This is a genomic window from Streptomyces yatensis, from assembly GCF_018069625.1.
GTDB classification, from domain to species: Bacteria; Actinomycetota; Actinomycetes; order Streptomycetales; family Streptomycetaceae; genus Streptomyces; species Streptomyces yatensis.
The window spans coordinates 9,991,144-10,014,605 of the sequence record NZ_CP072941.1; the positions used below are offsets into that span (position 1 = coordinate 9,991,144).

Sequence of the window (23,462 nt, forward strand, 5' to 3'; positions counted from 1 at the left end):
ACGAACAGCGCCACGGCCGCGCCGACCAGGGCGGCCGCCACTCCCATGCTCACGCGTAAGCTGCTCGGCGCCGCAGGACATCGCCCACGCCGACGAACCAACGCATCACCCACGCAGACGAGCCGACGAAAGGAGCGGTCATGACCGCCCCGGCCCCGACGCTGATCGAGGCGGCCCGGCGCCTCGCCGACGAGGTGTTGGCGCCCGGTGCCGAGTCCGCCGACCGCGAGGGTGTCTCCCCGGCCACGATCGCCGAGGTGAAGAGGTCCGGGGTGCTCGGGGTGGGCGGCCCGGTGGCGTACGGCGGGGCGCAGGCGCCGGACGCGGTTGCCCGTGAGATCGCCGAAATCCTCGCCGGGGCCTGCTGTTCCACCTACTTTGTGCAGGCCCAGCACCACAGCCCGGTCAGGATACTCGCCGCCGCCGACTCCCCGGCGCGCGAGCGGCTGCTGCGGCCGCTGTGCGATGGCACGCTGCTGTCCGGTATCGCCTTCTCCCATCTGCGGGCCTACCCACGCAAGCCGGTGCGGGTCACCCGGGTCCCGGGCGGCAGGCGCTTCGACGGCCGGGTGCCGTGGTACACCGGCTGGGGCCTGAACGATGTGATGCTCCTCGCCGGGGTCACCGACGACGGCGAGGCGCTGTTCGCCTTCGCGGACGCCCGCGAGCAGACCGGTCTGCGGCCCACACCGCAGCTCCAGCTCGCCGCGCTGACCGGCACCCGCACCGTCGGCCTGGAGCTGGACGGCCTGGTGGTGCCCGAGGAGGCCGTGGTCCGGAGCCGTCCCTACGAGGAGTGGGCGATCGCGGACCGGCCCAAGAACACCAACCCCAACCCGGCCGTGTTCGGCGTGGCCGGTGCGGCCCTGGACCTGCTGGAGGCCGCCGGGGACGCGGAGGCCAAGGAGACGGCGCAGGTGCTGGGCGAGCGGCTGCGTGAGGTGCGCCGGGAGGCGTACGCGCTGGTGGACGAGGTTCCGGCGGGAGAGCGCCTGGCGGACCGGCTCGCGGTGAAGACCCGGGCCTACGATGTGCTGCGCGCCGCCACCACCGCGGCGATCGTCGCGGGCGGCGGCCGGGCGTTCGGTCTCGGCAGCCCCGCGCAGCGGCTGGCCCGGGAGGGGCTGTTCCTGCTGGTGCAGGGGCAGACCGCCGATGTCCGCAGTGCCCACCTGCGGGCCTTGCGTGGATGACGCGGCGGCGCGGACCCAGACGTGATCGGTGGCCGGTCACGTACGGTCTTCCGTGTCCGCGGGCCTATTCCAGGCCGGACGCCCCGAGGATTCCCCGCGTGGCCGTGTTGTCGAGGTGCCGGCCCAGCAGCCGCAGGATCTCCGTGCCGTGCCGCAACGTACCGCGTTCGAGGGAGCGCCGGGCACCGGTGTCCAGCTCATGCCACAGCAGGGGATCCGCGACCAGGACGCGCAGGTCGAGCGCCACCCGGTGGCCGTAGACGTCCCACAGGACCAGGCGGGTGGCGATCCGGCCGTCCTGCCACACCCCGGCCAGGGCATCGGTGCGTACCCGGCGGACGCGGACGAAGCCCCGTACGGTCAGCCAGCCGTCGCCCGCCGTCGCCCGCGGTGGCCGCAGCAGGGTGAACACCACCACCGCGAGCAGGGCCCACAGATCGGCCCGCCCCACGGTGAGCCCGCCCGAGGCCCAGTCGAGCAGCGTCGTCACCCCGCCGAACGCCGGCGCGAGACACACCGCCCACCGCGCGTCCGCACGCGGACGGCCGCCACGGGGTGTCCGAACGGGCCCGCCCATCAGCCGTTCCATACGGGCACGCTAAGCGGGGCGCGGGGCGGGTGGAACGCGGCCTGACGCACCCTGACGCTTCTCTTACGCCGCCCCGATGACCCTTAACGGGACGTTGGCGCTCCACCGGTGCCTCTGCCCGTGCCTCTGCCGATGCGGAAGGTGGCCGGACCCGGCGCATCAGGTACGGCTCCCCGTTTCACGCGGTGAGCTCCTTGCGGATGCGGTTCAGCATGAAGGCGGAGGACTCCCGGGCCCGTTCCTCCCAGGCGAAGACACAGGCGGTCGCCACGCCGTCGAAGTTCAGCTCGCGGAGGGTGCCGAAGAAGGTGTCCCAGTCGACTTCGCCCTGGCCGATGTCCAGGTGCTGGTGGATGCGGGCGGGGGTGCCGGGCGGGTTGAGGATGTAGCGCAGCCCGGAGGAGCCCTTGTGGTCGAAGGAGTCCGCGATGTGCACATGCTGGAGCTTGTCGCCCGCGTAGCGCATCATCGCCGCGATGTCCGCCGTCGGCTCGGCACCGGAGAGGTGGAAGGTGTGCGGAGCGCAGTAGAGGTAGTTCACCCAGGGCTTGTTGATGGCGCGGACCAGATCGACGGCGGGGGTGTTCTCCTCGCAGAAGTCGTCCGGGTGGGCCTCGAGGTTGAGGGCGATGCCCTCACGTTCGAAGAGCGGCAGCAGCTCGTCCAACGAGCGCCAGAAGGCGGCCTCGCTCTCGGCGGCGCGCTCTGGGCGGCCGTTGAACTCCGAGTTCATCAGCGGGCATTCGAGGTCCGCGGTGATCTCGATCATCCGTTTCCAGTAGCGGACGGCGGCTTGGCGCTCGGACTCGTCGGGTGAGGACCACTTGTACAGCGGCAGCACGGAGGAGAGCTGGACACCATGCGTACGCAGGGCTCGCTTCAGCGTCGCGACGCGCTCGTCGTCCGCCCGGGGGTGGAGGAAGAACGGCATGAAGTCGTCGCGCGGGGACAACTCGATGTGGCTGTAGCCGAGTTCGGCGACCGTACGCACCATCTCGTCGAGTGGCAGCGCGCGGAGCATATAGGGGTCGAGTGCGATCTTCACGAGGTGGCTCCGTAGAGGACGGGTCGGGGCTTCATGCCGACGGTGACGACCTGGCCGCCCGACTCCAGGGACTGGACGGCAGCGTCGGTGATGACGGTGGCGGCGTAGCCGAAGAGGAGACCGCCGAAGGTGGCGACGACCGTGATGATCCGCAGCCGCCGGGAGACCGCTTGCGGGGCGGGGCCCGTGGCGGCAGTGGCTGGTGTGGGGCCTGTGTGGCGTCGTCCCTGACGTCCATGGCCGCCTCCTGCCGGTTCGAGGGGAGCGGGGAAAAGGTGACTAGCGCGCTCTACTAGAGCGCTCTAGGCGAGTACGATGACCCCTGTCCGAATGTCATGTCAATAACTGGTTGCCGGGGGTTTCACGACTGCCCGTAAGGTGGGCGGCATCGGAGGGTGGTCACAGGTGGATGGATCGGGCAAGCAGCGGCCCACCATGGCGGACGTCGCGGAGCGGGCGGGCGTATCCCGGGCACTCGTCTCGATCGTCTTCCGCGATCAGCCGGGTGCGAGCCCCCTCACCCGCGACCGGGTGCTGCGCGTCGCCGACGAGATCGGCTACCGGCCCGACAGCGCGGCCCGCCTCCTGGCCCGTGGCCGCAGCCGCACGCTCGGCGTGATGTTCACCGTTCACCAGCCGTTCCACGCCGACCTCGTCGAGGGCATCTACCCCGAGGCCGAGCGGCTCGGCTACGACGTCCTGCTCTCCGCGACCGCTCAGGGGCGGGGTGAGACCAAGGCCGTCGAGGCGCTGCTCGGCCACCGCTGCGAGGCGGTGATCCTCCTCGGCCCCGACGCGCAGCCCGCGGACATCGACGCGCTGGGACACCGCACGGTCACCGTCTCCGTCGGCCGCCGGGTGCCCCACGCCCGCGTCGACAGCGTGCACACGGCCGAGGGCAAGGGCGTACGGCAGGCCATGGAGCACCTCGTCGAACTGGGCCACCGCCGGATCGTGCACATCGACGGCGCCCGCGGACCGGGTTCGGCCGAGCGCCGCCGCGCCTACCGTGCGGCGATGCGCCGCCATGGCCTGGAGCCGGAACTGCGGGTGATCCCCGGCGACCACACCGAGCAGTCGGGCATCGAGACGGGACGACTGCTGCTGGACGAGCGCGACGGCGGCCGGCCCCTGCCGACCGCGGTCCTCGCGGGCAACGACCGTTGCGCGATGGGGCTGTTGATGACCTTGACCCGGGCGGGCGTCGACGTCCCGCGCGATCTGTCCGTCGTGGGCTACGACGACAGCCATCTCTCCCATCTGATGCCGATCGGCCTGACCACGGTCCGTCAGGACGCGGTGCTCATCGCCGAGTACGCGGTGCGGTTCGCGGTGGAGCGGCTGGAGGGCGCGGCGCCGGAGCCGCGGGAGGCGGTGCTGGACCCGAAGCTGACGGTACGGGGCACCAGCGGACCGCCCCCGGAGAGCGTCGGCGCGGGAGACCGGTAGGTACTGGAGTCACGGCGGGTCGCGGTGATCCACGGCGGCCCTGGGTCAAAGGGCCCGTCATCGCCGCGTAGTGGCGGGCGCTCCAGGGGTCTTCAGAGCTTTTCGAAGGGGTCGTGTGCGGCGAGCAGCTTGTCCACCCGCGCCTGGTCGACCCGGCTGACGATCTGCCCCGCCTCCTGTCGGTCCCGGATCACCTTGGCCAGGGTGAAGGCGGACGTCACCAGGTAGAGCACGGAGATGGCCAGGAAACCGCGCACCCAGGCGTCGGCGCTCAACTGGAAGATGCCGATGGCGGTGGCGGCCATGGCGACGGCGAAGGAGGCGATCGCCTGACCGTAGAACGCGGCCGTGCTCTGCTGCTTGACCGGTGTCTCACTCATGCGGACAAGAATCGGCGGATGCGGTGGTCCCCGCATCCGTCCACATACTCAGAAGGTACTCAGAAATCGGGCGCCGTCGTCCGCCTGCCGGGGTCGGGCCGCGGGCCGCGTGCTCGTGTTGCCATCGTTCACCGCGCCGCTCCTTCCGCCCCGGGGTTGTCAAGCGGAACCTCGTTCCGTATCGTTTCCGGAGCGACGTTCCGTTTGCTCCTCTTGTCGGAGCACGGACCCGGCGACCACGCCACGCATGGCCACCACACCTCCGCGTCCTTCCGGAAGTTGGCCGCCAGAACCTGTTCCGCTTGAACCTCGGCAGCGCGCTCCAGGTGCCGCTGCCGGTGCCGAAAGGACCGACGGCTCCATGTCACACACACCCCCGCCCCGTTTCGGGATCATGACCGCCCCCATGCAGGTCGACTACCACGACATCCTGCGCGTCTGGCGCGAGGCGGACGCGATCCCGGAGATCGAGCACGCATGGCTGTTCGACCACCTCATGCCGATCGGCGGCGACCCGGACGGGCCGGCCTACGAAGGCTGGACGCTGCTCTCGGCCCTCGCCGCCCACACCCGCCGACTCCGGCTCGGCCTGCTGGTGACCAGCAACCGGTTCCGGCCGCCCGCGATGCTGGCCAAGATCGCCACGACCGTCGACATCGTCTCCGACGGTCGCCTCGACTTCGGCATCGGCGTGGGCTCACGACCCGGCCACCCCCTGGCCCGGCGTGAGTACGCGGCACACGGCCTGCCCTTCCACGACTCGGCGCACGCCGTGGGCAGCCTCGCCGAAGCCTGCACGGTGATCCGACGGCTATGGACCGAGGAGAAGCCGTTCGACTTCCACGGCGCCCATCACCAGCTCACCGGTGCGTTCGGCAACCCCAAGCCCGTCCAGCGCCCCCACCCTCCGATCGTCATCGGCGGACGCTCGTCCGCGACGCTGCGCGTGGTGGCCGAGCATGCGGACGTGTGGAACATGCCCGGCGGCGAGATCGGCGACGCCGTCAGCCGCAGCGCACTGCTGGACCGCTACTGCGCCGAGATCGGCCGCGACCCCGCCGAGATCACCCGCTCGATCGTCCTGTCCGTCTCCTACGACCAGCCCGGGGCCACCCGGGCCGCGATCGCGGAGGCGATCGACGCGGGCTTCCGGCACATCATCCTCGGCCTGGCGGCGCCCTACCCCGCCGATGTCGCACGGTGGGTCACCGACGAGCTCATCGGTGCGTCGGCCTAGCGGCTCTCAACCGGCATCGGTCCGAACCCGGGTGAGCGCGGCGACCGCCTCCCGTGGGTCGTCCGCGTGAAACCGGAGCGTCCGGGCGAGGCCCTCCGCGCCCAGCGGTCGTACGAACTTCACCGGTTCCGTCAGCTCCACCGTCACCGTGGTCTGGCTGCCCACCGCGAGGTCGAGCACCCCGTCGGCGCTCACCCGCACCAGCCGCCCGTCGGGGTAGCGCCGGTCGACCCGGGCGGCGGCGATGGCGGCGGCCGGGACCCGCAGGTCGAACAGTGCGCCGTACCGTACGCGCAGCGAGCCATCGGGCCCCACGACATGCGGCCGGACCACGCAGGCCGCGTGCAGGGCGAGGATCAGCACCACCCCGTACACATCGATGACGAGCAGGACCGCGTGCACGGCCGGCCAGGGGATCACCATCGCCAGCGCCACCGTCTCGACGACCGAGACGAAGACCATCCCGTACATCATGGCCGTCTGGGGTCCGGTGTAGGCGACGGCCAGCGCCCCCTCGGGGATCCGGTGGCGGCGGCGCAGCACCCACAGGGCGAGGCTGTGCAGGGACCGGACCTCGTGTGCGAGGAGCCGGTACACGACCACCGGGAGCAGGCTGCGCAGCGCACCCCTCACCCACGCCGCCGCCCGTGCGATCGGCGAACTCATGACGCCCTCCTGTCGCGCAATTGCGCGGTCAGCTTCTCCATGACCCGGCGCACCACCGCGGCCTGGGCGGGTGAGTAGTCGGCGAGAAGCGCCTGCTCGAAGCCGGTCGCCGTGGGGCCGCCGTCCGGGATGGCCCCCAGGAGCTCGTCCGGTACGGCGGCGACGAGGTCGTCGGCCAGTGCCGCGATCCGCGGATCGTCCTCGTCGGCCCCGTCCAGCTCGTCCAGCCGCTCGTACAGGGGGAGTATGGCGGGGTCCTCGGCCAGCGGCCGCAGCGCCGCGTACACCGCGTCCCCGCCGACGATCCCGTCCATCAGGATCAGGTGCTCGCGGTCCTTGGCGGCGGCCGGCGAGGTAGTGGCGGGCGCGACCTTCAGGAGCTCCATGAGCGCTGGGGACAGTGGCGCGTCCGGCGTGATCGGCTCCTCCAGAAGGGCCTTGAGGACCTTGCGGCGCTGCTGGATCTCGTGTTCCTGGCGCGCGAGGTCGGCGTCCAACTCGCCGAGCACTTCGGTGAGTTCGCGCCCGGCGTCGTCCGCGAGGACGTCCCGCACCTCGTCCAGCGCGAGCCCGAGCTCGGTCAGCCGCCGGATCCTGGCCAGCAGGATGGCGTCCCTGAGGCTGTAGACACGGTAACCATTGGCCCGCCGCTGGGGCTCGGGCAGCAGGCCGATGTGGTGGTAATGCCGCACGGTCCGGGAGGTGACTCCGACCAGCGCGGCGATCTCTCCGATGCGCATGGTGCCAGTAGAAACCCTGCCGCTACGACAAGGTCAAGCGCGGCCGTGACCGGCTCGGGCTCCGCCCGGCGGGCCCTCGACGAACACGATCCCCCGGTGCGGGGTGGCGTCCCATGGGCGCGCTCGCGCGGTGGGGCGGGGCGGGGGCGCGGCTCTCGTCCGGCCGTCCGGGGACGACCCGTGTAGGGGGCAACGGCACGGTAGCGTAAGGAGGCCGAAATACGGTCAGGTGCGGTGAGAGCGCGCATTCGGGGAAACAGTGAGGGAGCCCTATGCGGGACGAAATCTGCCCCGAGTCCATACTTCAGGTCGGGCTCGGCTTCATGGCGTCGAAGGCACTGCTCACCGCGGTGGAACTGGATCTGTTCTCCCGGCTCGCGGAGGGCCCCCGCACGGGCGGTGACCTGGCCGAGGCGCTCGGGCTGCATCCGCGCGGCGCCGCCGACTTCCTCGACGCGCTGGTCGCCCTCGGATTCCTGGAGAGATCCGGCGGCGTGTACCGCAACAGCCCGTCCGCCGACGCCTTTCTCGACCGAAAGAAGGCCACCTACATCGGCGGCCTCCTGGAGATGGCCAACAGCCGGCTGTATCCCTTCTGGGGGTCGCTCACCGAGGCGCTGAGAACCGGCGAACCGCAGAACGAGCACAAGCACGGCGGCGATGTATTCGACGCCATCTACCGTGACCAGGAGGGCCTCGAGGGATTCCTGCACGGAATGACCGGGCTCAGCATGGGCAAGGCGCTGGTGATAGCCGAGCGGTTCCCCTGGGCCGACTACCGCACGGTGCTGGACGTCGGGGGAGCGGTGGGCTGCCTTCCGGTGGCGGTGGCCCAGCGTCACCCGCATATGAGCGGCGGTGTTTTCGAGCTGCCCCGGGTGCGGCCCGTCTTCGAGCGGTACGTGGCGTCCTTCGGGCTGGAGAACCGGCTCGCCTTCCACGCGGGCGACTTCTTCACCGACGACCTGCCCGGCGCCGATGTCATCGTGCTGGGCCAGATCCTGCACGGGTGGGGGCTGGAGGAGAAGCGGCTGCTGCTGAAGAAGGCGTACGACGCGCTGCCCGACGGGGGAGCGGTCCTCGTCTACGACGCCATCATCGACGACGACCGCAAGGAGAACGCCTTCGGCCTGCTGGCCAGCCTGAATATGCTCATCGAGACTCGGTCCGGCTTCGAGTACACGGCCGCCGACGGCCGCGCCTGGATGACGGAGGCGGGATTCCGCGGCAGCCGGATCGAACCGCTGACGGACGGCTACTCCATGCTGGTGGGCATCAAATAACGGTCACACGCCCGCCCGGCCGGTAGCCATCACGCATCCGCCCGGCCCATAGCCATCACGTATTCGCCCCGCCCGGCGCCGGAACCACGCGGCGCCGGGCAAGGGCTCCCGCGGGGCCGCTAGAAGCGGTACCGCAGGATCCGGCCCACATCCCGGAAGCCGGGCAGATGGGCCATCACCCGCATGCTCATCCGGCCCGAGGTGGGCATCTTCTCCACCCCCGGCATGTCCACGCTGCGCACCGCGTCCAGGCAGGTCAGCCCCGGGTGCCAGGTCTCGACCTCATGGGGGTCGTCCAGACCCCAGTGGAGTGTGGCGCCCGCGTTGCGCACCGCGGGGACCATCTTCTGGAGCCGGATGCCCAGTGGTCCGTAGACGTCGAAGAGCAGCTGGCCGCTGGGGAACCGCTCGGTGATCCGCTGGATCAGCCGCTTGCCGTCCTCCTTGCGCAGATACATCGTCAGCCCCTCGGCGACGACCACGGTGGGCCGGTCGTCGGGGACTTCGCGCAGCCACGCCTCATCGGTCACCGAGGCGCCGACCATTTCGTAGTTGCCCGACGGCTCGGGGAGCAGCCTCCGGCGCAGATCGATCACCTCGGGGTAGTCGATGTCGAGCCAGCGCACCGACGAGGGCGGGTCGAGGCGCTGCACCCGGGTGTCGAGACCGCAGGCGAGATGGAGCACGGTCGCCTTCTGATGCTCGGCCAGGAACTCCATGGCCCAGTCGTCGAGCTGTTTCGCCCTCAGGGCGATGCCGACCGCCGTCGTGTCCGTCATCCCCGTTTTGCTGAAGTCGTAGGCCACACGCTCCACCGCCTCGCGGGCCGCGTGGTCGTGCAGGATGGAGTCCGGTGAACGGCTGTCGACCGCCCTGCCGTACAGCGTGGCGAGCAAGGTCTCCTGAGCGCCGCTGAGAGTGATCTTTTCGCGATCCATGGTTCCTCGTCGATGTGGGGGTACCGGACGGAACATTCCGCATGGTTGCGTACGGAACGGACAGAACCCGTGTCCGTACGGTCCCACGTTCCCCCGGGCGAAAGCGACCGGCCCCTGGGCCATTCGAGTTCATTCGGCCAACATCACGGGGGGCCGGGCGTCAGCGACCCTCGCCGTCGCCCCGCGGCAGCCACAGATCGGGCCCGAAGACCTCGTAGTGGATCGCGGAGGGGCGCACACCGCGCTCCAGCAACTGGGTCCGCACCGACCGCATGAAGGGCAGCGGCCCGCACAGATAGGCCTGGAGGCCGTCCGGGATCCCGATCCCGGACAGGTCGACATGGCCGGTGCGCTCGGCCGGCCAGTCGCCCTCGGGCCGCTCGTACCAGACGTGGGCGGTGCCCTGTGCCAGCTTGCTGACCAGCCGCTCCTGGTCGACGCGCAGGGCGTGGTCGGCGGGGGAGCGGTCGGCGTGGACGGCGACGACCGGGGCCTGGTGGCCTCTGGCCGCCAGCTCCTCCAGCATGGCCACGATCGGGGTGCAGCCGATTCCCGCGGAGGCGAGCAGCAGTGGCGCGTCCGTGGCGTCGAGCACGATGTCGCCGTAGGGCGCGGAGACGGTGAGCGCGTCGCCCTCGTGCACATGGTCGTGCAGATGGCCGGAGACCTCACCGGCCGGGTCCTCGCCGGCGTCCACGCGCTTGACGGAGAAGGTGCGCACCGTGGCGTCGGGGGCGTTGGTCAGGCTGTACTGGCGGATCTGCCGCGCCCCGTCGGCCAGTTCCACCTGCACCGAGACGTACTGGCCCGCTCGGAACGCCGGGGCGGGGCGGCCGTCCGCCGGCCGTATCCGGAAGGTGGCCACATCCGCCGTCTCCCGGGTCCGCTCGATCACCTCCCACTGCCGCCAGGTCCCGCCGGCCAGCACCCCCTGCTCCGCGTAGAGCCGCCGCTCGGTCTCGATGAGGGAGTTGGCCATCAGCCAGTAGACCTCGTCCCAGGCGGCGATCACCTCCTCGGTGGCCGCGTCACCGAGCACCTCCGCGATGGCGGCGGACAGATGGCGGTGCACCACCGGATACTGCGCGGCGCTCACCCCGAGTGAGGCGTGCTTATGGGCGATCCGGCTCAGCAGGGCGTCGGGGCGGGCATCAGGCCGCTCCACCAGGGCGGTGGCGAACGCGGCGATGGCGCCCGCGAGAGCCTGCCGTTGCGTGCCCGCGGCCTGGTGGGCCCGGTTGAACAGATTCCGCAGCAGTTCGGGGTGGGCCGCGAAGAGCTTCCGGTAGAACAGATCGGCGATGGTGCCGATGGCCTCACCGACGGCGGGAAGCGTGGCGCGGACGGTCTCGGCGGACTTCTGGGAGAGCATGAGCGGGCCTAACTGGTATCTCAGATTCGTATTCAGCGGCGTGGGCGAAGCGGGCATGGCGACCTCCGTGGCGTCACGGCTCAGTGGGACGGGACCCGGGGTGCGCACCCCCGGCGGGGCGGCCTTACGGGGACTGGACGGGTGCGCGCCCGACCAGCCCGAGTAGCACCGGGCCGGTCGGGGACGCCACCAGATCGTCCACCGTCAGAGTGTCGAGCGAGGCGAGGAACGCCTCCTGCGCCCGGCGCAGCGCCATGCGCAGCCGGCACCCCTGCCGCAGTGGACACGGCACCTCCCCCTCGCAGTCGACGACCTCGCCGACCCCTTCGAACTCCCGGACCAGCTGGCCGACCGAGGCGGTGCGCCCGGTCGCGGTGAGCGCCAGCCCACCGCCCCGCCCGCGCCGCGTCTCGATCAGGCCCAGGTGCTGCAGCCGGGCCGCCACCTTGGCCAGGTGGCTGTAGGGCACCCGCATTTCCCCGGCGACCTGCCGGGCGGTGCAGGGCTCGGCTCCGGCGACCGCCAGCCGCATGATCGTGCGGAGTGCCAGGTCCGTTGACTTCGTCAGCCGCATGGCGCCACATTAGCTGAATACGAATCTGAGATGCCATTTATGTGGGCGCGTTCCGGACACCTGCGCGGGGGTGTTCCGGCCCCGCGCCGGTCAGGTCTCGTCGGGCGGCCGGCGGCGCAGCGCCCGCGTCACCGACCAGGCGACGGACACCATGGGCACCGCCACGACCGCCCCGATCACCCCCGCGACGATGCTTCCGGCGATGACCGAAATCGCCACCACCACGGGATGGAGCCGTACCGCCCAGCTCATCACCAGCGGATGCAGCACATGGCCCTCGAACTGACCGACCGCCACGATCAGCAGCAGCACCACGGCCGCGATGGCCGGACCCCGCCCGGCCAGGGCCACCACCGTCGCCACCGCCAGCGCGATGGGCGAGCCGATCAGCGGAACGAACGTCGCGAAGAAGACCAGCAGTGTCAGCGGCAGGGCCAGCGGCACCCGCAGCAGGGACAGGGCGATGCCGACCAGGGCCGCGTTGGAGGCCGCCACGACGATGATGCCCCGGGTGTATCCGGCGAAGGTGGTCCACGCCGCCCGTGCCGCCCGGTCCCACGGAGACCGGGCGCGCTCGGGGAGCTGGCCCCGGAACCACTGCCACATCCGGTCCCCGGAATGGATGAAGAAGACCGAGCAGAAGAGGGCCAGGAACAGCGCCGTGCCCGCCTCCACGACCCGCCCCGCGCTGCTGAGCGCCCTGCTGATCAGCGTCGCGCGATGCCGCGAGACAAATGCGGTGACCTTGTCGTGGGCCCCCGACAGCACACCGCGCCGGACATGGAACGGCGGCCCCTCCAGCCACCGCTCGATCCTGCCGATCCCGCCGCGCAGTTCACCCACGAGCCGGCCCGCCTCCCCGGCCGCCGCGTTTCCCACCAGCGCCAGCAGCCCCAGCACCACGAACAGCGTGCCGAACACCGCCAGCGCCACCGCCAGCGGCCTCGGAAGCACCCGCGCCAGCAGATCGGCCAGCGGCCGCAGCAAGGCGGTGGCCACCAGTGCGAGAAACACCGCGACCGCGACGAGCTCGAACTGCCCCAGTACCGAGAACGCCAGATAGACGGCCACCCCGATGACCATCAGACGCCATGCGTAGGCGGTGGCCAGGCGCAGCCCGGGATGGACCCGCCCGCCCTCGTCCCCCGCCCGGCGCACCGCCGCCGCCAGGGCCGCGGAGCCGGAGTGGCGGGCCCGCGCCACCGCCCTCGAGGCACGCCCCGGGGAGCCGCCGGTCACACCACGCCGAGCGCGTCTGCCCCGCCCTTCGGGTCGCTCGGGCGGGGGAGGAACGTCGCTGCTCACGTCGGCGCCACCGCCTTCCGCGTCCCGGTCCCGGTGCAGGTCCCGCACGACAGAAGAGGAGGGTGATTCATCCCCATACGTACAGATTCAATCAGGGCGACTGTCCGGGCGCCGGAACACCTCTCCCCGGCGCGGCGGCCACCCCCTGCCCCCTGCCGTTCCGCACCGGTGCCTGCATAAGATCGCCCTGGTCACCCCTTGGCAAGGAGTCGCTCGTGGCATACGACATCAGCGCCATCCGCGCACAGTTCCCCGCACTGAAGGCCGGATCGGCCCACTTCGACGGCCCCGGGGGCACCCAGACCCCGCTCCCCGTCATCGAGGCCATCTCCGACGCGCTGGCCAACCCGCTGGCCAACCGGGGCCGGCTCACCGCGGGGGAGCGCAATTCCGAGGCCCTCGTCCAGTCGGCCCGGCAGGCCATGGCCGATCTGCTCGGCGCCGACCCGGCCGGGGTCGTGTTCGGGCGCAGCGCCACCGCCCTCACCTACGACTTCTCCCGCACCCTCGCCAAGACCTGGTCGCCGGGGGACGAGGTCGTGGTGTCACGGCTGGACCACGACTCCAACATCCGCCCCTGGATCCAGGCCGCCGAAGCCGTCGGCGCCACCGTCCGCTGGGCCGATTTCGACCCCGCGACCGGCGAACTGACCCCCGACGACATCAGCGCCCGGCTCGGCGACCGCACCCGGCTGGTCGCGGTCACCGCCGCCTCCAACCTGATCGGCACCCGCCCGGCCATCCCGGAGATCTCCCGGCGGGTGCACGAGGCAGGGGCGCTGCTCTACGTCGACGGCGTGCACTACACCGCCCACGCCCTCGTCGACATCCAGCAGCTCGGAGCGGACTTCTTCTGCTGCTCCCCCTACAAGTTCTTCGGCCCCCACCTCGGCGTCCTGGCGAGCCGGCCCGAGCTCCTGGAGACGCTGACCCCGGACAAGCTGCTCCCCTCGACGAACGCCGTCCCCGAGCGCTTCGAATTCGGCACCCTGCCCTATGAATTCCTCGCCGGCACCCGCGCCGCCGTCGACTTCCTCGCCACTTTGGCCCCCGGCGCCGAAGGCGGCCGAAGGGAGCGGCTGGCCTCGTCGTTCACGGCCCTCGAACAGTACGAGGCCACCCTGCGCCGGCGCATCGACGAGGGCCTGGCCGCCCTCGACCCGATCACCATCCACTCCCGGGCGGCTGACCGTACCCCGACCGTGCTGCTGACCATCGACGGCCGTGACACCACCGACGCCTACCGCCACCTCGCGAGCCGCGGCGTCGACGCCCCCTCCGGCTCCTTCTACGCGGTGGAGGCATCCCGCAGGCTGGGGCTGGGCGACACCGGCGGCCTGCGCATCGGGCTGGCCCCCTACAACAGCGCCGAGGACGTGGACCGCTTGCTGGAGGCGCTCGCGGACTTCCTGCGCACGCCGGCCGGCCTCGCGCAGACGTGAGTCCCACTGCGGGTGGTGGTGTTCGCGTGGATGTTCCCGTGGGGGCGGTATTGGGGCCGGGGTGGTGCGACGGGCAGGCTCGTGGGTGCTGTGCCTGCGTCGTTTGGGGAGGGGTCTGCTGTGGGCGGTGTGTTGCCGCGTGGCGATCGGCTGCCGTCGTTGACGGGTCTTCGCTTTCTGCTGGCCGGGGTGGTGCTGGCGGGCCATGTGCTGACGCTGGGCAGATTCTTCGAGGACCAGGGGGTGTATGAGGCCGCCGATGCCTCGTCCATGGCGAGCGCGGCGGCGGTCTCCTCCTTCTTCCTCCTCAGTGGTTTCGTGCTGGCGTGGAACGCGTCTCCGAGCGACACCGCTCTCCGGTTCTGGCGCCGTCGGCTGGTGAAGATCTTCCCCAACCATGTGGTGACCTGGACCTTGATGCTGGGCCTGCTCATGGTGACGGGCACCGCCGCCTTGCTTCCGGTGCCGGATCCGGGGCTGGGGCAGGCGGTCCGGAACCTGCTGCTGGTGCACGCCTGGGTTCCGGATATGGCCGATTTCAGCAGTGTCAATCCGGTCACCTGGTCCATCTCGTGCGAGGCGTTCTTCTACCTCCTCTTCCCCCTGCTGATCCGGCCGGTGCACGCGCTCCCGGCACGGCTGCTCTGGCCGGTGATCGCCCTGGTGGCGGGGCTGGTGGTGACGATGCCGCTGGTGGCGATGGCCGTCACCGACGAGGCGGCGCCGGGGAGTTGGTCGCCGCTCTCGACGGAGCGGTGGTGGCTGATCTACTTCTTCCCGCCGGTACGGCTGCTGGAGTTCATCCTCGGAGTGGTGCTCGCCCGGGCGGTCCAGCTGGACCGCTGGCCGGCGCTGCGGCCGCACTGGCCGCTGCTCGCCCTGGCGGGAGTCTTCGCGGCGCGGCCGCAGTTGCCGGAGGAGTACGTATGGGGAGCGGCCACCTGTCTGCCGGTGGCCGCCCTGATCCCGGTCATCGCCACCCGCGATGTCCAGGGACGCGGGAGCTGGCTGGGGCGCCGTGGCCTGGTGGTGCTGGGCGAGGCGTCGTTCGCGCTGTACATGGTCCACTTCCCGGTGCTGTACGCGATCCGGGTGCAGCTGGACCAGCGGACCTTTGACACGGTGACCGCCACGGCGCTGTCCCTCCTGGTGTCGGCGCTGTGTGTGGCGGTTTCGCTGCTGCTGTGGCGCGGTGTCGAGATGCCGATGATGCGCCGCTTCGCCCGCCCCCGCGCCCGTTCCGCGCCGACCGCGCACCCCGCCCCCGGCGGCCGGACCGCGCCCATGCCCCAGGAGGACCCCACTCCATGACCGGGGGCGCGGTACGTGGCCTGGGACAGGCGGCCCAGCGGGGTGACGACCACGGTGCCGGTGTCGACACTCCAGGTCGCGGCCACCCGGCCGTCCACCAGCACCACGCGCTCCCCGGCCACCGAAAGGCCCCGGTGGGCGTCGTCGATGATCCGGCCCCGGTCCTGATACCCGAGGATCGCGTTGTCGAACGCGGGCAAGAACCGCACCGGCGCTGGCGTGTCGGGGTCGGGGCGTGGCGCGCCGGGGAGGTCCAACAGCTCGCGGCCGCGTTCATCGCGGAAGCTGACCAGTTCCTCGCGTATCGCGGACACCGCGGCCGGGAGTCCGGCCAGGCCGCACCAGGCGCGCAGATCGGCTGAGGACGCGGGGCCGAAGGCGGCCAGATAGCGCCGTACCAGCGCCTGGCCGACCGGGTCGGCGCCGTCGGGGGAGGCCGGGTCCGGCTGTCGCCCCAGCCAGGAGGAGAGCAGGACGTTGCGCACCCCGGCCCTGGTGCGCCACAGCCCGCGGGGCGGCGTCTGCACCACCGGGACGAGGGCGGCGATCAGCATTTCGCCCAGTGCCCGCGGTGGCGGCGCGGGCCAGCGCGCGGCGAGCGCCCCCACCAGCTCGGCCATCGAGCGGGGCTCGCCGTCGGCCATCACCGCCCGGCCCGCGGCGGCCAGTTCGTCGAGGTCTATCCCCTCGAGCTCACGGCGGTAGGTCCCGAGCACCCGCTGGCGCAGCATGGTCTCGTGACGGGCCCGCCAGGCCAGCGTGTCATCGGCGGTCAGCAGGTGGACGGTGCGGCGCATGAGGTGGGTCCGTACCAGGCCGCGCCCGCTCAGCAGGTCCGAGAGGACGGTCGGGTCGAACGCGCGCAGCCGCGACCAGAGCCCGATGAACGGCTCCTGCGGCTCCTGTGCCTGCATGCCGCACAGGTGCGCGACGGCGTCGAGGACCGGTACGTCGGCGCGATCGAGCAGCAGCTGGCGGGCGAGCGTGGCGCGGCCCAGCGCCCGGTTGCCGAGAACGGTCATCGTGTCACCGCGGCGCGCTCGTCGGCCGGTCGCCGCCGCAGTGCCGCCCGTTCGACGGCCGGCGGGGTGTAGGACACATCGAGCGGGCCGATGTCGGTTCCGGGCGCCACGATCTGGTCGATCCGGTCGAGGACGTCGTCGTCGAGGGTGACCGCGGCCCCGGCCAGGAGATCCTCCAGTTGCTCCATGGTGCGCGGCCCGATGATGGCCGAGGTGACGGCGGGGTGGGTGATGGCGAAGGCCATCGCCAGGTGGGTCAGCGACAGGCCGGCCTCCTCGGCCAGCGGGATGAGCCGTTCGACGGCGTCGAGTTTGCGCTCGTCGGTCAGATGCCGGGGCACCCAGTTCATCCGCGCGTTCCGCACCGGGGGTCCGCCCTTGCGGTAGCGGCCGGTGAGCAGGCCCATCGCCAGCGGGCTCCACACCAGGGTGCCCATGCCGTACCGCTGGCAGACGGGCAGGATCTCGCGCTCGATGCCGCGGTTGAGGAGGGAGTACGTGGGCTGCTCGGTGCGCAAGCGCTGCAGTCCGCGCCGCTCGGCGACCCACTGCGCCTCGACGATCTCCGAGGCCGGGAGGTTGGAGGAGCCGATCGCGCGCACCTTGCCGCCGCGCACCAGGTCGGTCAGGGCGGAGAGCGTCTCCTCGATGTCGGTGCGCGGGTCGGGATGGTGCAGCTGGTAGAGGTCGATGTGATCGGTGCGCAGGCGGCGCAGCGAGTGCTCGACCTCGGTGATGATCCAACGCCGGGAGCTGCCGCCACGGTTGGGGTCCTCGCCCATCGCGCCGTTGACCTTGGTGGCCAGCACGACGTCGTCGCGCCGGCCCTTCAGGGCCTTGCCCAGGATCTCCTCGGACATCCCGTGGGGTCCGTACACATCGGCGGTGTCGACGACGTTGATGCCCGAGTCCAGCGCCCGATGGATGATCCGGACACAGTCGTCGGGATCGGGATTGCCCATCTGGCCGAACATCATCGTGCCCAGGCAGTAGGGGCTGACCTGAATACCGGTCCGCCCCAGCTCACGCGTCTTCACGGTCGCGCCGTTCCCTTCGGTTCCTTGGCTCTCGGGTTCCGGAACCGCGCCGGTGACGGCCGTCACCGGCGCGGTTCTCGGGGGGAGATCGGGCAGCGGTCAGCTGGACTTCTGCCCGTCGAGCGACTCGCGGATGATGTCCGCGTGCCCGGCGTGCTGGGCGGTCTCGGCGATGACGTGCATCAGCACCCGGCGCACGCTGTGCGCCGCTCCCGGCTCGTTCCAGGGCGCCTCGGGCAGCGGGTGGGTCGCCGACAGGTCGGGGACGGCGGTGATGATCTCCGCGCTCCGGGCGGCGACCTGCTCATAGCGCTGGAGGGTTCCGGCCAGCGTCTCACCGGGCAGCATCCGGAAGTTGTTCTGGTTGTCGATCGCCCACTGCGGGATCTCATGTGCCGTACCGGCCGCGAGGTCGGCCCAGGTGACGCCGTCGGGCAGGTCGTAGCGCAGCGCCGAGGGGCCTTCGAGGACGAAGCGCAGCCATCCTTCCTCGATGGCCGCGACGTGCTTGATCAGCCCGCCCAGGCACAGTGCGCTGGCCGTCGGGCGCTCGTCGGCCTGCTCGTCGCCGAGCCCGCGCACCGTGGTGATCAGGGCGGATCGTGCGGCGGCGAGCTCGGCGAGCAGATCGGCCCGCTCGCCGTCGAGCGTGGTGGGGGGCGTGGTGGTGGCGGTCACAGTGATGGGGTCCTTCTGTCGTTCCCGTTGTCTGACGGAGACAACGGTCGCAGGGGTAGCGGACAGGGTGTGGCCGCTTCTCGGGGCAGAATGGATGTCATGCCGAAGACATCAGCGCGACTGCTGTCACTGCTCTCCCTGCTGCAGGCACGCCGGGACTGGCCGGGGCAGCTGCTGGCCGAGCGGCTGGAGGTCAGCCCGCGCACCGTGCGCCGCGATGTCGACCGCCTGCGCGAGCTCGGCTACCCCATCGCGGCCATCAAGGGCCCCGACGGGGGCTACCGGCTCGGCGCCGGTACGGAACTGCCGCCGCTGCTGTTCGACGACGACCAGGCCGTGGCCCTCACCGTGGCGCTTCAGACCGCCGCCGTCACCGGGGCGGGGATCGAGGAGGCGGCGGTGCGTGCGCTGAGCACCGTCCGGCAGGTCATGCCCGCACGGCTGCGCCATCGCGTCGATGCCCTCCAGATCACCGCCGTCGACGGCCCGGGCACCCGGCCGCACCCGCGGCTGGGCCCGGGCGTTCTCATGACCCTCAGCGCGGCCGTCCGCGCCCGCGAAGTACTGCGCTTCGACTACGACCCCGTCTCCCCACCGGCAACCGACGCCCACGCCGACCCCGCCGCGACCGCGCCCCGCCGGGTGCAGCCGCATCACGTCGTCACCCGGGGCGGGCGCTGGTATCTCGTCGCCTGGGACCTCGACCGCGACGACTGGCGCACTTTCCGCGTGGACCGGATCACCCCGCGGACCCCCACGGGGCCCCGCTTCACCCCGCGCGAACTGCCCGGAGGGGACGTGGCCGCGTTCGTCACCGGCAGGTTCCAGGGCTCCGACTTCCAGGGATCCGACGGCACCGGCGGCTGGCCCTGCCTCGGGGAGGTCGTCCTCGACCTCCCCGCCTCCGTCGTGTCCACCTACACCCGGGACGGAGTCGTCGAAGAACTCGGCCCGGACCGCTGCCGGCTCGTCCTGGGCGCGTGGTCATGGCCCGGACTGGCCGCCAGTATCGGCAGGTTCGACGCCGATATCGAGGTCATCGGGCCGACCGAGCTCAAGGACGCCTTCGCCCACCTGGCCCGCCGCTACGCACGAGCCGCGGCCGACGGACCCACCGAGCCCACCACGCGACCGCCGAGCCGATGAGCGGCCCGCGCCGCACATCGCGTCTCGGCGGGTCGTCGCAGGGACACGCCGCAGGGACACGCCTCAAGGGCGCGCCTCAGGGAGCGGCGTCGAGATCCACCTCGAGGTTCTCGGCCTCGGTCCAGAACCCCTCGTCCGCGTCCTGCAGCCGGGACGCCGCGTGCCTCAGGTGGAGCAGCGCCGCCTCGCGCGCCGCCTCGGCGTCGCGGGCCTCGATGGCGGTGAGGATGGCGTGGTGCTCGTGCCGGACCGCTTCGAGGAAGTCGCCGCGCCGCGCCTCGTTCGCACGCGTGACACGGATTCCGCTGCGCAGCACCTCGCCGAGGTAGCGCAGCGTCGAGAGCATCACCGGATTCCCGGTCGATTCGGCGATGGACCGGTGGAAGGCGAGATCCTCGTCCACGCCGTCGCCCCCGGCCGCCACCGCCGCGTCGATGGCCTCCAGGGCCTGACGCATCCGGGCGAGATCGGCCGGCCTGGCCCGGGTGGCCGCGAGGTACGCCGCCTCGCCCTCGATGGGGCGGCGCACCTCCACGATCTGCCGCACCTTGGACTTGGTGTCCTCGGCGGTCTCGGCCTCCAGGTCGAGCGGCCGGGTCCGCCGCGGCATCACGAACACACCGAGCCCCTGACGGGGTTCGACCAGGCCCGCGTTGCGGAGCCGGGACACGGCCTCGCGTACGACGGTGCGGCTGACGCCCAGCTGCTTGACCAGCGCCACCTCGGTCGGGAGCTTGTCGCCCTCGGCCAGCCGCCCGGACTCGATCTCTTCCGAGAGTATCGCCGCGACCCGATCCGCGAGCCGCACGGGACCGCTCACCTTGGAGAACATGGTCTTCAGTTTATCGGCACCGTTCCGGTCGCCCCGGCCGTCAAGAGCGCGCACCGTCCACGACCGCGTCGGCGTGGTCGTCGAGGTAGTCGCGCACCACCGAGGCGAAGTCCGGGTCGGGTGCCAGCCCGAGCGCGGCGGCGCGCGCGTTGTCGAACGCGGCGGGCCACGAGCCCACGAGGGCCTCGACACCGGGATCGGGCGCGATCGTCACCAGGTCGGCGACGGCGTCCCCGGCCACCTGCCGCAGCGTGCTCAGCATGTCGGCGACCGAGACCGTGAGCGCCGGAAGGTTGACCGGCACCCCGCCGTCGATCCGGCCCGGCCCGGCGCCGCGCTCGGCCTCCGCGACGCGCAGGATGCCCTCGACGGTGCGCCGTGGCGAGGCCAGGGCCACCTTCAGCTCGGGGTGGACCGGGCAGGTCGCCGGGAGGCCCGCGAGCGGCTCGCGGACGATGCCGGACAGGAAGCCGGAGGCGGCCGCGTTGGGCTTGCCCGGCCGCACCGACACGGTCATCAGCCGGGCGACGCGCCCGTCGAGGAAACCGCGGCGGGTGTAGTCCGCGATCAGCTGCTCGCAGACCAGCTTCTGGATCCCGTAGCTCGACCGCGGTGTGGGCAGGGTCGACTCGCTGACGACCGGTGGCAGCGGCAGCGCGGGGTCGGAACCGTAGACGGCCACGCTGCTGGAGAACACCACCCGCGGCGTCGGCCCCCCGGCCGCCGACTGCGCCCGCGCGGCCTCGAGCAGCGCCCGCGTGGTGTCCACATTGGCGCTCATACCGAGGTCGAAGTCGGCCTCGCACTCGGCCGAGACCGCGGAGGCGAGGTGGATCAGCACATCCACCGGCTCCGCGAACACCTCGTCCAGCCGGTCGACCAGGTCGCCCCGTACGACGTCCACGAGGGGGTCGGCCGCCGCCGAACCGGCCGGCACGACGCGGTCGGCGAGGACCAGCCGGTCGATCGGCACACCGCGGAACGTCCGTGCCGTGAGCAATGCGGCGGCGACCCGCTCTCCCAGGAAGCCGAAGCCACCCGTGATGACGATCCTCATGCGTTGTTGTCTCCTCGGTAGTCGTCTCGCCAGCCGAGCCCCTCGCTCGTGCCGGCGCGGGGGATGTACTCGCAGCCGATCCACCCGTCGAAGCCCAGCTCGTCGATGACGCCGAACAGGTGGCGGATGTCGAGCTCGCCCCGGTCGGGCTCATGGCGGTCGGGCACGCCCGCGATCTGCAGATGGCCGACCCGGCCGGTGGGCAGGTCGCGGCGCAGGGTCGTGGTGAGGTCGCCCTCGACGATCTGGCAGTGGTAGAGGTCGAGCTGCACCTTGAGGTTCGGGGCCCCCACCTCCCGTACCACGGTGTGCGCTTCGGCCTGCCGGCTCAGGAAGTACCCGGGCATATCGCGGCCGTTGATCGGCTCGATCAGGATGTCCACGCCCGCCGCGGCGGCCCGCTCCGCGGCCCAGGCGAGGTTGGCCAGGTAGGTGTCGCGGTGCTCGGCCGGGTCCGGTGCGGGCCCCACCAGCCCGGCCATCATGTGCACCCGTGGGCAGCCGAGCTCCGCCGCGTACTCCAGTGCCCGCCCGATCCCGGAGCGCACCTCCGCCTCGCGGCCGGGCAGCGCCGCGAGCCCGCGCTCGCCGGACTCCCACGCACCGGGCGGCGCGTTGAAGAGCACCTGCCTCAGGCCGTGGTCGTCGAGCCGGCGGCGCAGCTCGGTGGCGTCGTACGCGTACGGGAAGAGGTACTCGACGGCCTCGAAGCCGTCCGCCGACGCCGCGGCGAAGCGGTCGAGGAAGTCGTGTTCGGTGTACATCATGGACAGGTTCGCGGCGAACCTCGGCATGCTGGCTCCTGCGTTCGGGCCGGGACCGTCCCGGTCAGCGGTTGACGATGTGCTTCTTGGTGGTGAGCACCGCGGCGGCGCCGACGACCAGGCTGAGCGCCAGGACGTGCATCGGGATCGCCGCCGAGCCGGTGGCGTCCTTGAGCGCGCCGATCATGTAGGGGCTGACGAACCCGGCGAGGTTGCCCACCGAGTTGATCATGGCGAGGCCCGCCGCCGCGGCGGTGCCGCTCAGGAACGCGGTGGGGAGCGACCAGAACAGCGGAGCGCAGGTCAGCACCCCGGCCCCGGCGATGGACAGCGCGGTCAGGGACAGCGCGGTCGAGCCGTTCCACACGGCGGCCAGCGAGAATCCGACGGCGCCCATGAGACTCGGGATGACCAGGTGCCAGCGGCGCTCGCGGCGCTTGTCCGCCGAGCGGCCGAACAGGTTCATCGCGACGAGCGCGGCCAGGAACGGCACGGCGCTGAGCACGCCGATCGCGAAGTTGCCCTCGATACCGGTGGACTCGACGAACGAGGGCATCCAGAAGGTCAGGGCGTACTGGCCCATCACGAAGCAGAAGTAGATGAGACACATCAGCCACACCCTGGGCTCGCGGAAGGCGTCCCAGACCCGGCCGTCCACCGTCCGGTCCGCGGTGTCGTCGGCGACCGCCCGCTCGACGACGGACTTCTCCTCATCGGTCAGCCACTTCGCGGCGCGCACGTCGTCGTCCAGGTAGAAGAGGGTGACGACACCGACGAGGAGCGCGGGGACGGCCTCCAGCAGGAACATCCACTGCCAGCCCTGCCAGCCGTTCACGCCCTGGAAGTGGTCCATGATCCAGCCGGAGAGCGGATTGCCGAAGATGCCCGCCACCGGGATCGCCGACATGAACATCGCGATCACCCGGGCCCGGCGGTACGAGGGGAACCAGTAGGTGCAGTAGAGGATCACCCCCGGATAGAACCCCGCCTCCGCGGCACCGAGCAGAAACCTCAGCACATAGAACGTCGCCTCGTTGGTGACGAACATGAACGCCGCCGAGACCAGGCCCCAGCTGATCATGATGCGGGCGATCCAGGTGCGGGCTCCGACGCGTTGCAGCATCAGGTTGGAGGGGACCTCCAGGATGAAGTAGCCGATGAAGAACAGGCCCGCCCCCAGGCCGTACGCCGCCTCGCTGAACCCGAGGTCGTCGGACATCTGCAGCTTCGCGAAGCCGACGTTGACCCGGTCCAGATAGGAGGCCACGTAGCAGAGGATGAGGAAGGGGACGATGCGGCGTACGACCTTGCGGTAGACCGTGTTCTCACGGGCGAGCGCGGGGGTCTCGGTCGCCACTGCGGGTATGGGCATGACGAATCCTTTGTGCGGCTCAGGGGATTC

General features: G+C 71.6%; 22 protein-coding genes and 1 pseudogene. 7 read left to right on the top strand and 16 right to left on the bottom strand.

The genetic code is table 11. The annotated features are described in order from the left end of the window. The first annotated feature begins 140 nt into the window (after positions 1 to 140). Positions 141 to 1,193, top strand: coding sequence for an acyl-CoA dehydrogenase family protein (locus J8403_RS41595; RefSeq protein WP_211127725.1), 1,053 nt, complete (start codon positions 141 to 143; stop codon positions 1,191 to 1,193). A gap of 64 nt (positions 1,194 to 1,257) precedes the next feature. On the opposite strand, the gene J8403_RS41600 is transcribed toward J8403_RS41595, so the two are convergent. Continuing rightward, on the bottom strand, positions 1,258 to 1,782 hold the full coding sequence (locus J8403_RS41600) for a hypothetical protein (protein ID WP_246586246.1): 525 nt from the start codon (positions 1,780 to 1,782) through the stop codon (positions 1,258 to 1,260). 178 nt (positions 1,783 to 1,960) lie between these two features. Further along, positions 1,961 to 2,827, bottom strand: a complete 867-nt coding sequence (locus J8403_RS41605) for a sugar phosphate isomerase/epimerase family protein (protein ID WP_211127726.1) — start codon at positions 2,825 to 2,827, stop codon at positions 1,961 to 1,963. Positions 2,828 to 3,262: 435 nt separating this feature from the next. On the opposite strand from J8403_RS41605, the gene J8403_RS41610 reads away from it, so the two are divergent. Further along, positions 3,263 to 4,276, top strand: coding sequence for a LacI family DNA-binding transcriptional regulator (locus tag J8403_RS41610; RefSeq protein ID WP_211128692.1), 1,014 nt, complete (start codon positions 3,263 to 3,265; stop codon positions 4,274 to 4,276). A gap of 92 nt (positions 4,277 to 4,368) precedes the next feature. On the opposite strand, the gene J8403_RS41615 is transcribed toward J8403_RS41610, so the two are convergent. Further along, positions 4,369 to 4,656 (bottom strand): YiaA/YiaB family inner membrane protein, encoded by a 288-nt coding sequence (locus tag J8403_RS41615; RefSeq protein ID WP_093469780.1) that lies wholly within the window; start codon positions 4,654 to 4,656, stop codon positions 4,369 to 4,371. 361 nt (positions 4,657 to 5,017) lie between these two features. Between J8403_RS41615 and J8403_RS41620 the strand changes: the two genes are divergently transcribed. Further along, positions 5,018 to 5,893 carry an LLM class flavin-dependent oxidoreductase gene (locus J8403_RS41620; RefSeq protein ID WP_211127727.1) on the top strand — a complete coding sequence of 292 codons (876 nt, stop codon included), beginning with the start codon at positions 5,018 to 5,020 and terminating at the stop codon, positions 5,891 to 5,893. Between the two features lie 6 nt (positions 5,894 to 5,899). On the opposite strand, the gene J8403_RS41625 is transcribed toward J8403_RS41620, so the two are convergent. Next, positions 5,900 to 6,559, bottom strand: a complete 660-nt coding sequence (locus J8403_RS41625; protein WP_211127728.1) for a hypothetical protein — start codon at positions 6,557 to 6,559, stop codon at positions 5,900 to 5,902. Then, positions 6,556 to 7,299, bottom strand: a complete 744-nt coding sequence (locus tag J8403_RS41630; RefSeq protein ID WP_211127729.1) for a MerR family transcriptional regulator — start codon at positions 7,297 to 7,299, stop codon at positions 6,556 to 6,558. Before J8403_RS41630 ends, J8403_RS41625 begins: the two co-directional genes overlap by 4 nt. A 272-nt stretch (positions 7,300 to 7,571) precedes the next feature. On the opposite strand from J8403_RS41630, the gene J8403_RS41635 reads away from it, so the two are divergent. Further along, complete coding sequence (locus J8403_RS41635; RefSeq protein ID WP_211127730.1) at positions 7,572 to 8,582, top strand: methyltransferase; 1,011 nt, start codon at positions 7,572 to 7,574, stop codon at positions 8,580 to 8,582. A 119-nt stretch (positions 8,583 to 8,701) separates the two neighbouring features. Here the strand turns inward: J8403_RS41635 and J8403_RS41640 are convergent, their stop codons facing one another. The 4 genes from J8403_RS41640 to J8403_RS41655 form a co-directional block, all read right to left on the bottom strand. Next, positions 8,702 to 9,520 carry a class I SAM-dependent methyltransferase gene (locus tag J8403_RS41640; RefSeq protein WP_211127731.1) on the bottom strand — a complete coding sequence of 273 codons (819 nt, stop codon included), beginning with the start codon at positions 9,518 to 9,520 and terminating at the stop codon, positions 8,702 to 8,704. 160 nt (positions 9,521 to 9,680) lie between these two features. Beyond that, positions 9,681 to 10,892, bottom strand: a complete 1,212-nt coding sequence (locus J8403_RS41645) for a globin domain-containing protein (protein ID WP_211127732.1) — start codon at positions 10,890 to 10,892, stop codon at positions 9,681 to 9,683. A 124-nt stretch (positions 10,893 to 11,016) separates the two neighbouring features. Continuing rightward, positions 11,017 to 11,466 carry an RrF2 family transcriptional regulator gene (locus J8403_RS41650; RefSeq protein WP_211127733.1) on the bottom strand — a complete coding sequence of 150 codons (450 nt, stop codon included), beginning with the start codon at positions 11,464 to 11,466 and terminating at the stop codon, positions 11,017 to 11,019. Positions 11,467 to 11,556: 90 nt separating this feature from the next. Then, on the bottom strand, positions 11,557 to 12,669 hold the full coding sequence (locus J8403_RS41655) for an AI-2E family transporter (protein WP_211127734.1): 1,113 nt from the start codon (positions 12,667 to 12,669) through the stop codon (positions 11,557 to 11,559). A 317-nt stretch (positions 12,670 to 12,986) separates the two neighbouring features. Here J8403_RS41655 and J8403_RS41660 point away from each other — a divergent pair, with 317 nt between their 5' ends. Next, positions 12,987 to 14,213 carry a cysteine desulfurase-like protein gene (locus J8403_RS41660; RefSeq protein WP_211127735.1) on the top strand — a complete coding sequence of 409 codons (1,227 nt, stop codon included), beginning with the start codon at positions 12,987 to 12,989 and terminating at the stop codon, positions 14,211 to 14,213. 159 nt (positions 14,214 to 14,372) lie between these two features. Next, the gene (locus J8403_RS41665; protein ID WP_211127736.1) at positions 14,373 to 15,524 is read left to right on the top strand and encodes an acyltransferase family protein; all 1,152 of its coding nucleotides are present in this window, start codon (positions 14,373 to 14,375) and stop codon (positions 15,522 to 15,524) included. 17 nt (positions 15,525 to 15,541) lie between these two features. On the opposite strand, the pseudogene J8403_RS41670 reads toward J8403_RS41665, so the two are convergent. From J8403_RS41670 to J8403_RS41680, 3 genes and pseudogenes are all read right to left on the bottom strand, one after another. Then, positions 15,542 to 16,546: pseudogene (locus J8403_RS41670) on the bottom strand (winged helix DNA-binding domain-containing protein); the annotation flags it as partial. Then, a complete protein-coding gene (locus J8403_RS41675) occupies positions 16,543 to 17,583 on the bottom strand; it encodes an aldo/keto reductase (RefSeq protein ID WP_211127737.1) in 1,041 nt (346 codons plus the stop codon). The pseudogene J8403_RS41670 and the gene J8403_RS41675, both read right to left, overlap by 4 nt. Before the next feature lie 99 nt (positions 17,584 to 17,682). After that, positions 17,683 to 18,261: a DinB family protein gene (locus tag J8403_RS41680; protein WP_211127738.1), complete on the bottom strand. Its 579-nt coding sequence runs from the start codon at positions 18,259 to 18,261 to the stop codon at positions 17,683 to 17,685. A gap of 99 nt (positions 18,262 to 18,360) precedes the next feature. Here J8403_RS41680 and J8403_RS41685 point away from each other — a divergent pair, with 99 nt between their 5' ends. Continuing rightward, on the top strand, positions 18,361 to 19,407 hold the full coding sequence (locus tag J8403_RS41685) for a helix-turn-helix transcriptional regulator (protein WP_211127739.1): 1,047 nt from the start codon (positions 18,361 to 18,363) through the stop codon (positions 19,405 to 19,407). Positions 19,408 to 19,483: 76 nt separating this feature from the next. Here the strand turns inward: J8403_RS41685 and J8403_RS41690 are convergent, their stop codons facing one another. From J8403_RS41690 to J8403_RS41705, 4 genes are read right to left on the bottom strand one after another with little or no spacing between them, the layout of a single operon-like run. Next, complete coding sequence (locus tag J8403_RS41690; RefSeq protein WP_211127740.1) at positions 19,484 to 20,239, bottom strand: FadR/GntR family transcriptional regulator; 756 nt, start codon at positions 20,237 to 20,239, stop codon at positions 19,484 to 19,486. Between the two features lie 40 nt (positions 20,240 to 20,279). Beyond that, entirely contained in the window at positions 20,280 to 21,296 is a 1,017-nt protein-coding gene (gene denD / locus J8403_RS41695; protein WP_211127741.1) for a D-erythronate dehydrogenase, read from the bottom strand. Further along, the gene (otnI, locus tag J8403_RS41700; RefSeq protein ID WP_211127742.1) at positions 21,293 to 22,090 is read right to left on the bottom strand and encodes a 2-oxo-tetronate isomerase; all 798 of its coding nucleotides are present in this window, start codon (positions 22,088 to 22,090) and stop codon (positions 21,293 to 21,295) included. Before otnI ends, denD begins: the two co-directional genes overlap by 4 nt. 34 nt (positions 22,091 to 22,124) lie before the next feature. Further along, positions 22,125 to 23,432 (bottom strand): MFS transporter, encoded by a 1,308-nt coding sequence (locus J8403_RS41705; RefSeq protein WP_211127743.1) that lies wholly within the window; start codon positions 23,430 to 23,432, stop codon positions 22,125 to 22,127. Positions 23,433 to 23,462 lie beyond the last annotated feature (30 nt).

Coding starts and splice junctions, on each gene's coding strand:
- J8403_RS41645 (WP_211127732.1), bottom strand. CDS start 10,892: ATGCTCTCCCAGAAGTCCGCCGAGACCGTCCGCGCCACGCTTCCCGCC.
- J8403_RS41630 (WP_211127729.1), bottom strand. CDS start 7,299: ATGCGCATCGGAGAGATCGCCGCGCTGGTCGGAGTCACCTCCCGGACC.
- J8403_RS41685 (WP_211127739.1), top strand. CDS start 18,361: ATGCCGAAGACATCAGCGCGACTGCTGTCACTGCTCTCCCTGCTGCAG.
- J8403_RS41610 (WP_211128692.1), top strand. CDS start 3,263: ATGGCGGACGTCGCGGAGCGGGCGGGCGTATCCCGGGCACTCGTCTCG.
- denD (WP_211127741.1), bottom strand. CDS start 21,296: ATGAGGATCGTCATCACGGGTGGCTTCGGCTTCCTGGGAGAGCGGGTC.
- J8403_RS41615 (WP_093469780.1), bottom strand. CDS start 4,656: ATGAGTGAGACACCGGTCAAGCAGCAGAGCACGGCCGCGTTCTACGGT.
- J8403_RS41600 (WP_246586246.1), bottom strand. CDS start 1,782: ATGGAACGGCTGATGGGCGGGCCCGTTCGGACACCCCGTGGCGGCCGT.
- otnI (WP_211127742.1), bottom strand. CDS start 22,090: ATGCCGAGGTTCGCCGCGAACCTGTCCATGATGTACACCGAACACGAC.
- J8403_RS41690 (WP_211127740.1), bottom strand. CDS start 20,239: ATGTTCTCCAAGGTGAGCGGTCCCGTGCGGCTCGCGGATCGGGTCGCG.
- J8403_RS41640 (WP_211127731.1), bottom strand. CDS start 9,520: ATGGATCGCGAAAAGATCACTCTCAGCGGCGCTCAGGAGACCTTGCTC.
- J8403_RS41705 (WP_211127743.1), bottom strand. CDS start 23,432: ATGCCCATACCCGCAGTGGCGACCGAGACCCCCGCGCTCGCCCGTGAG.
- J8403_RS41620 (WP_211127727.1), top strand. CDS start 5,018: ATGTCACACACACCCCCGCCCCGTTTCGGGATCATGACCGCCCCCATG.
- J8403_RS41595 (WP_211127725.1), top strand. CDS start 141: ATGACCGCCCCGGCCCCGACGCTGATCGAGGCGGCCCGGCGCCTCGCC.
- J8403_RS41635 (WP_211127730.1), top strand. CDS start 7,572: ATGCGGGACGAAATCTGCCCCGAGTCCATACTTCAGGTCGGGCTCGGC.
- J8403_RS41650 (WP_211127733.1), bottom strand. CDS start 11,466: ATGCGGCTGACGAAGTCAACGGACCTGGCACTCCGCACGATCATGCGG.
- J8403_RS41625 (WP_211127728.1), bottom strand. CDS start 6,559: ATGAGTTCGCCGATCGCACGGGCGGCGGCGTGGGTGAGGGGTGCGCTG.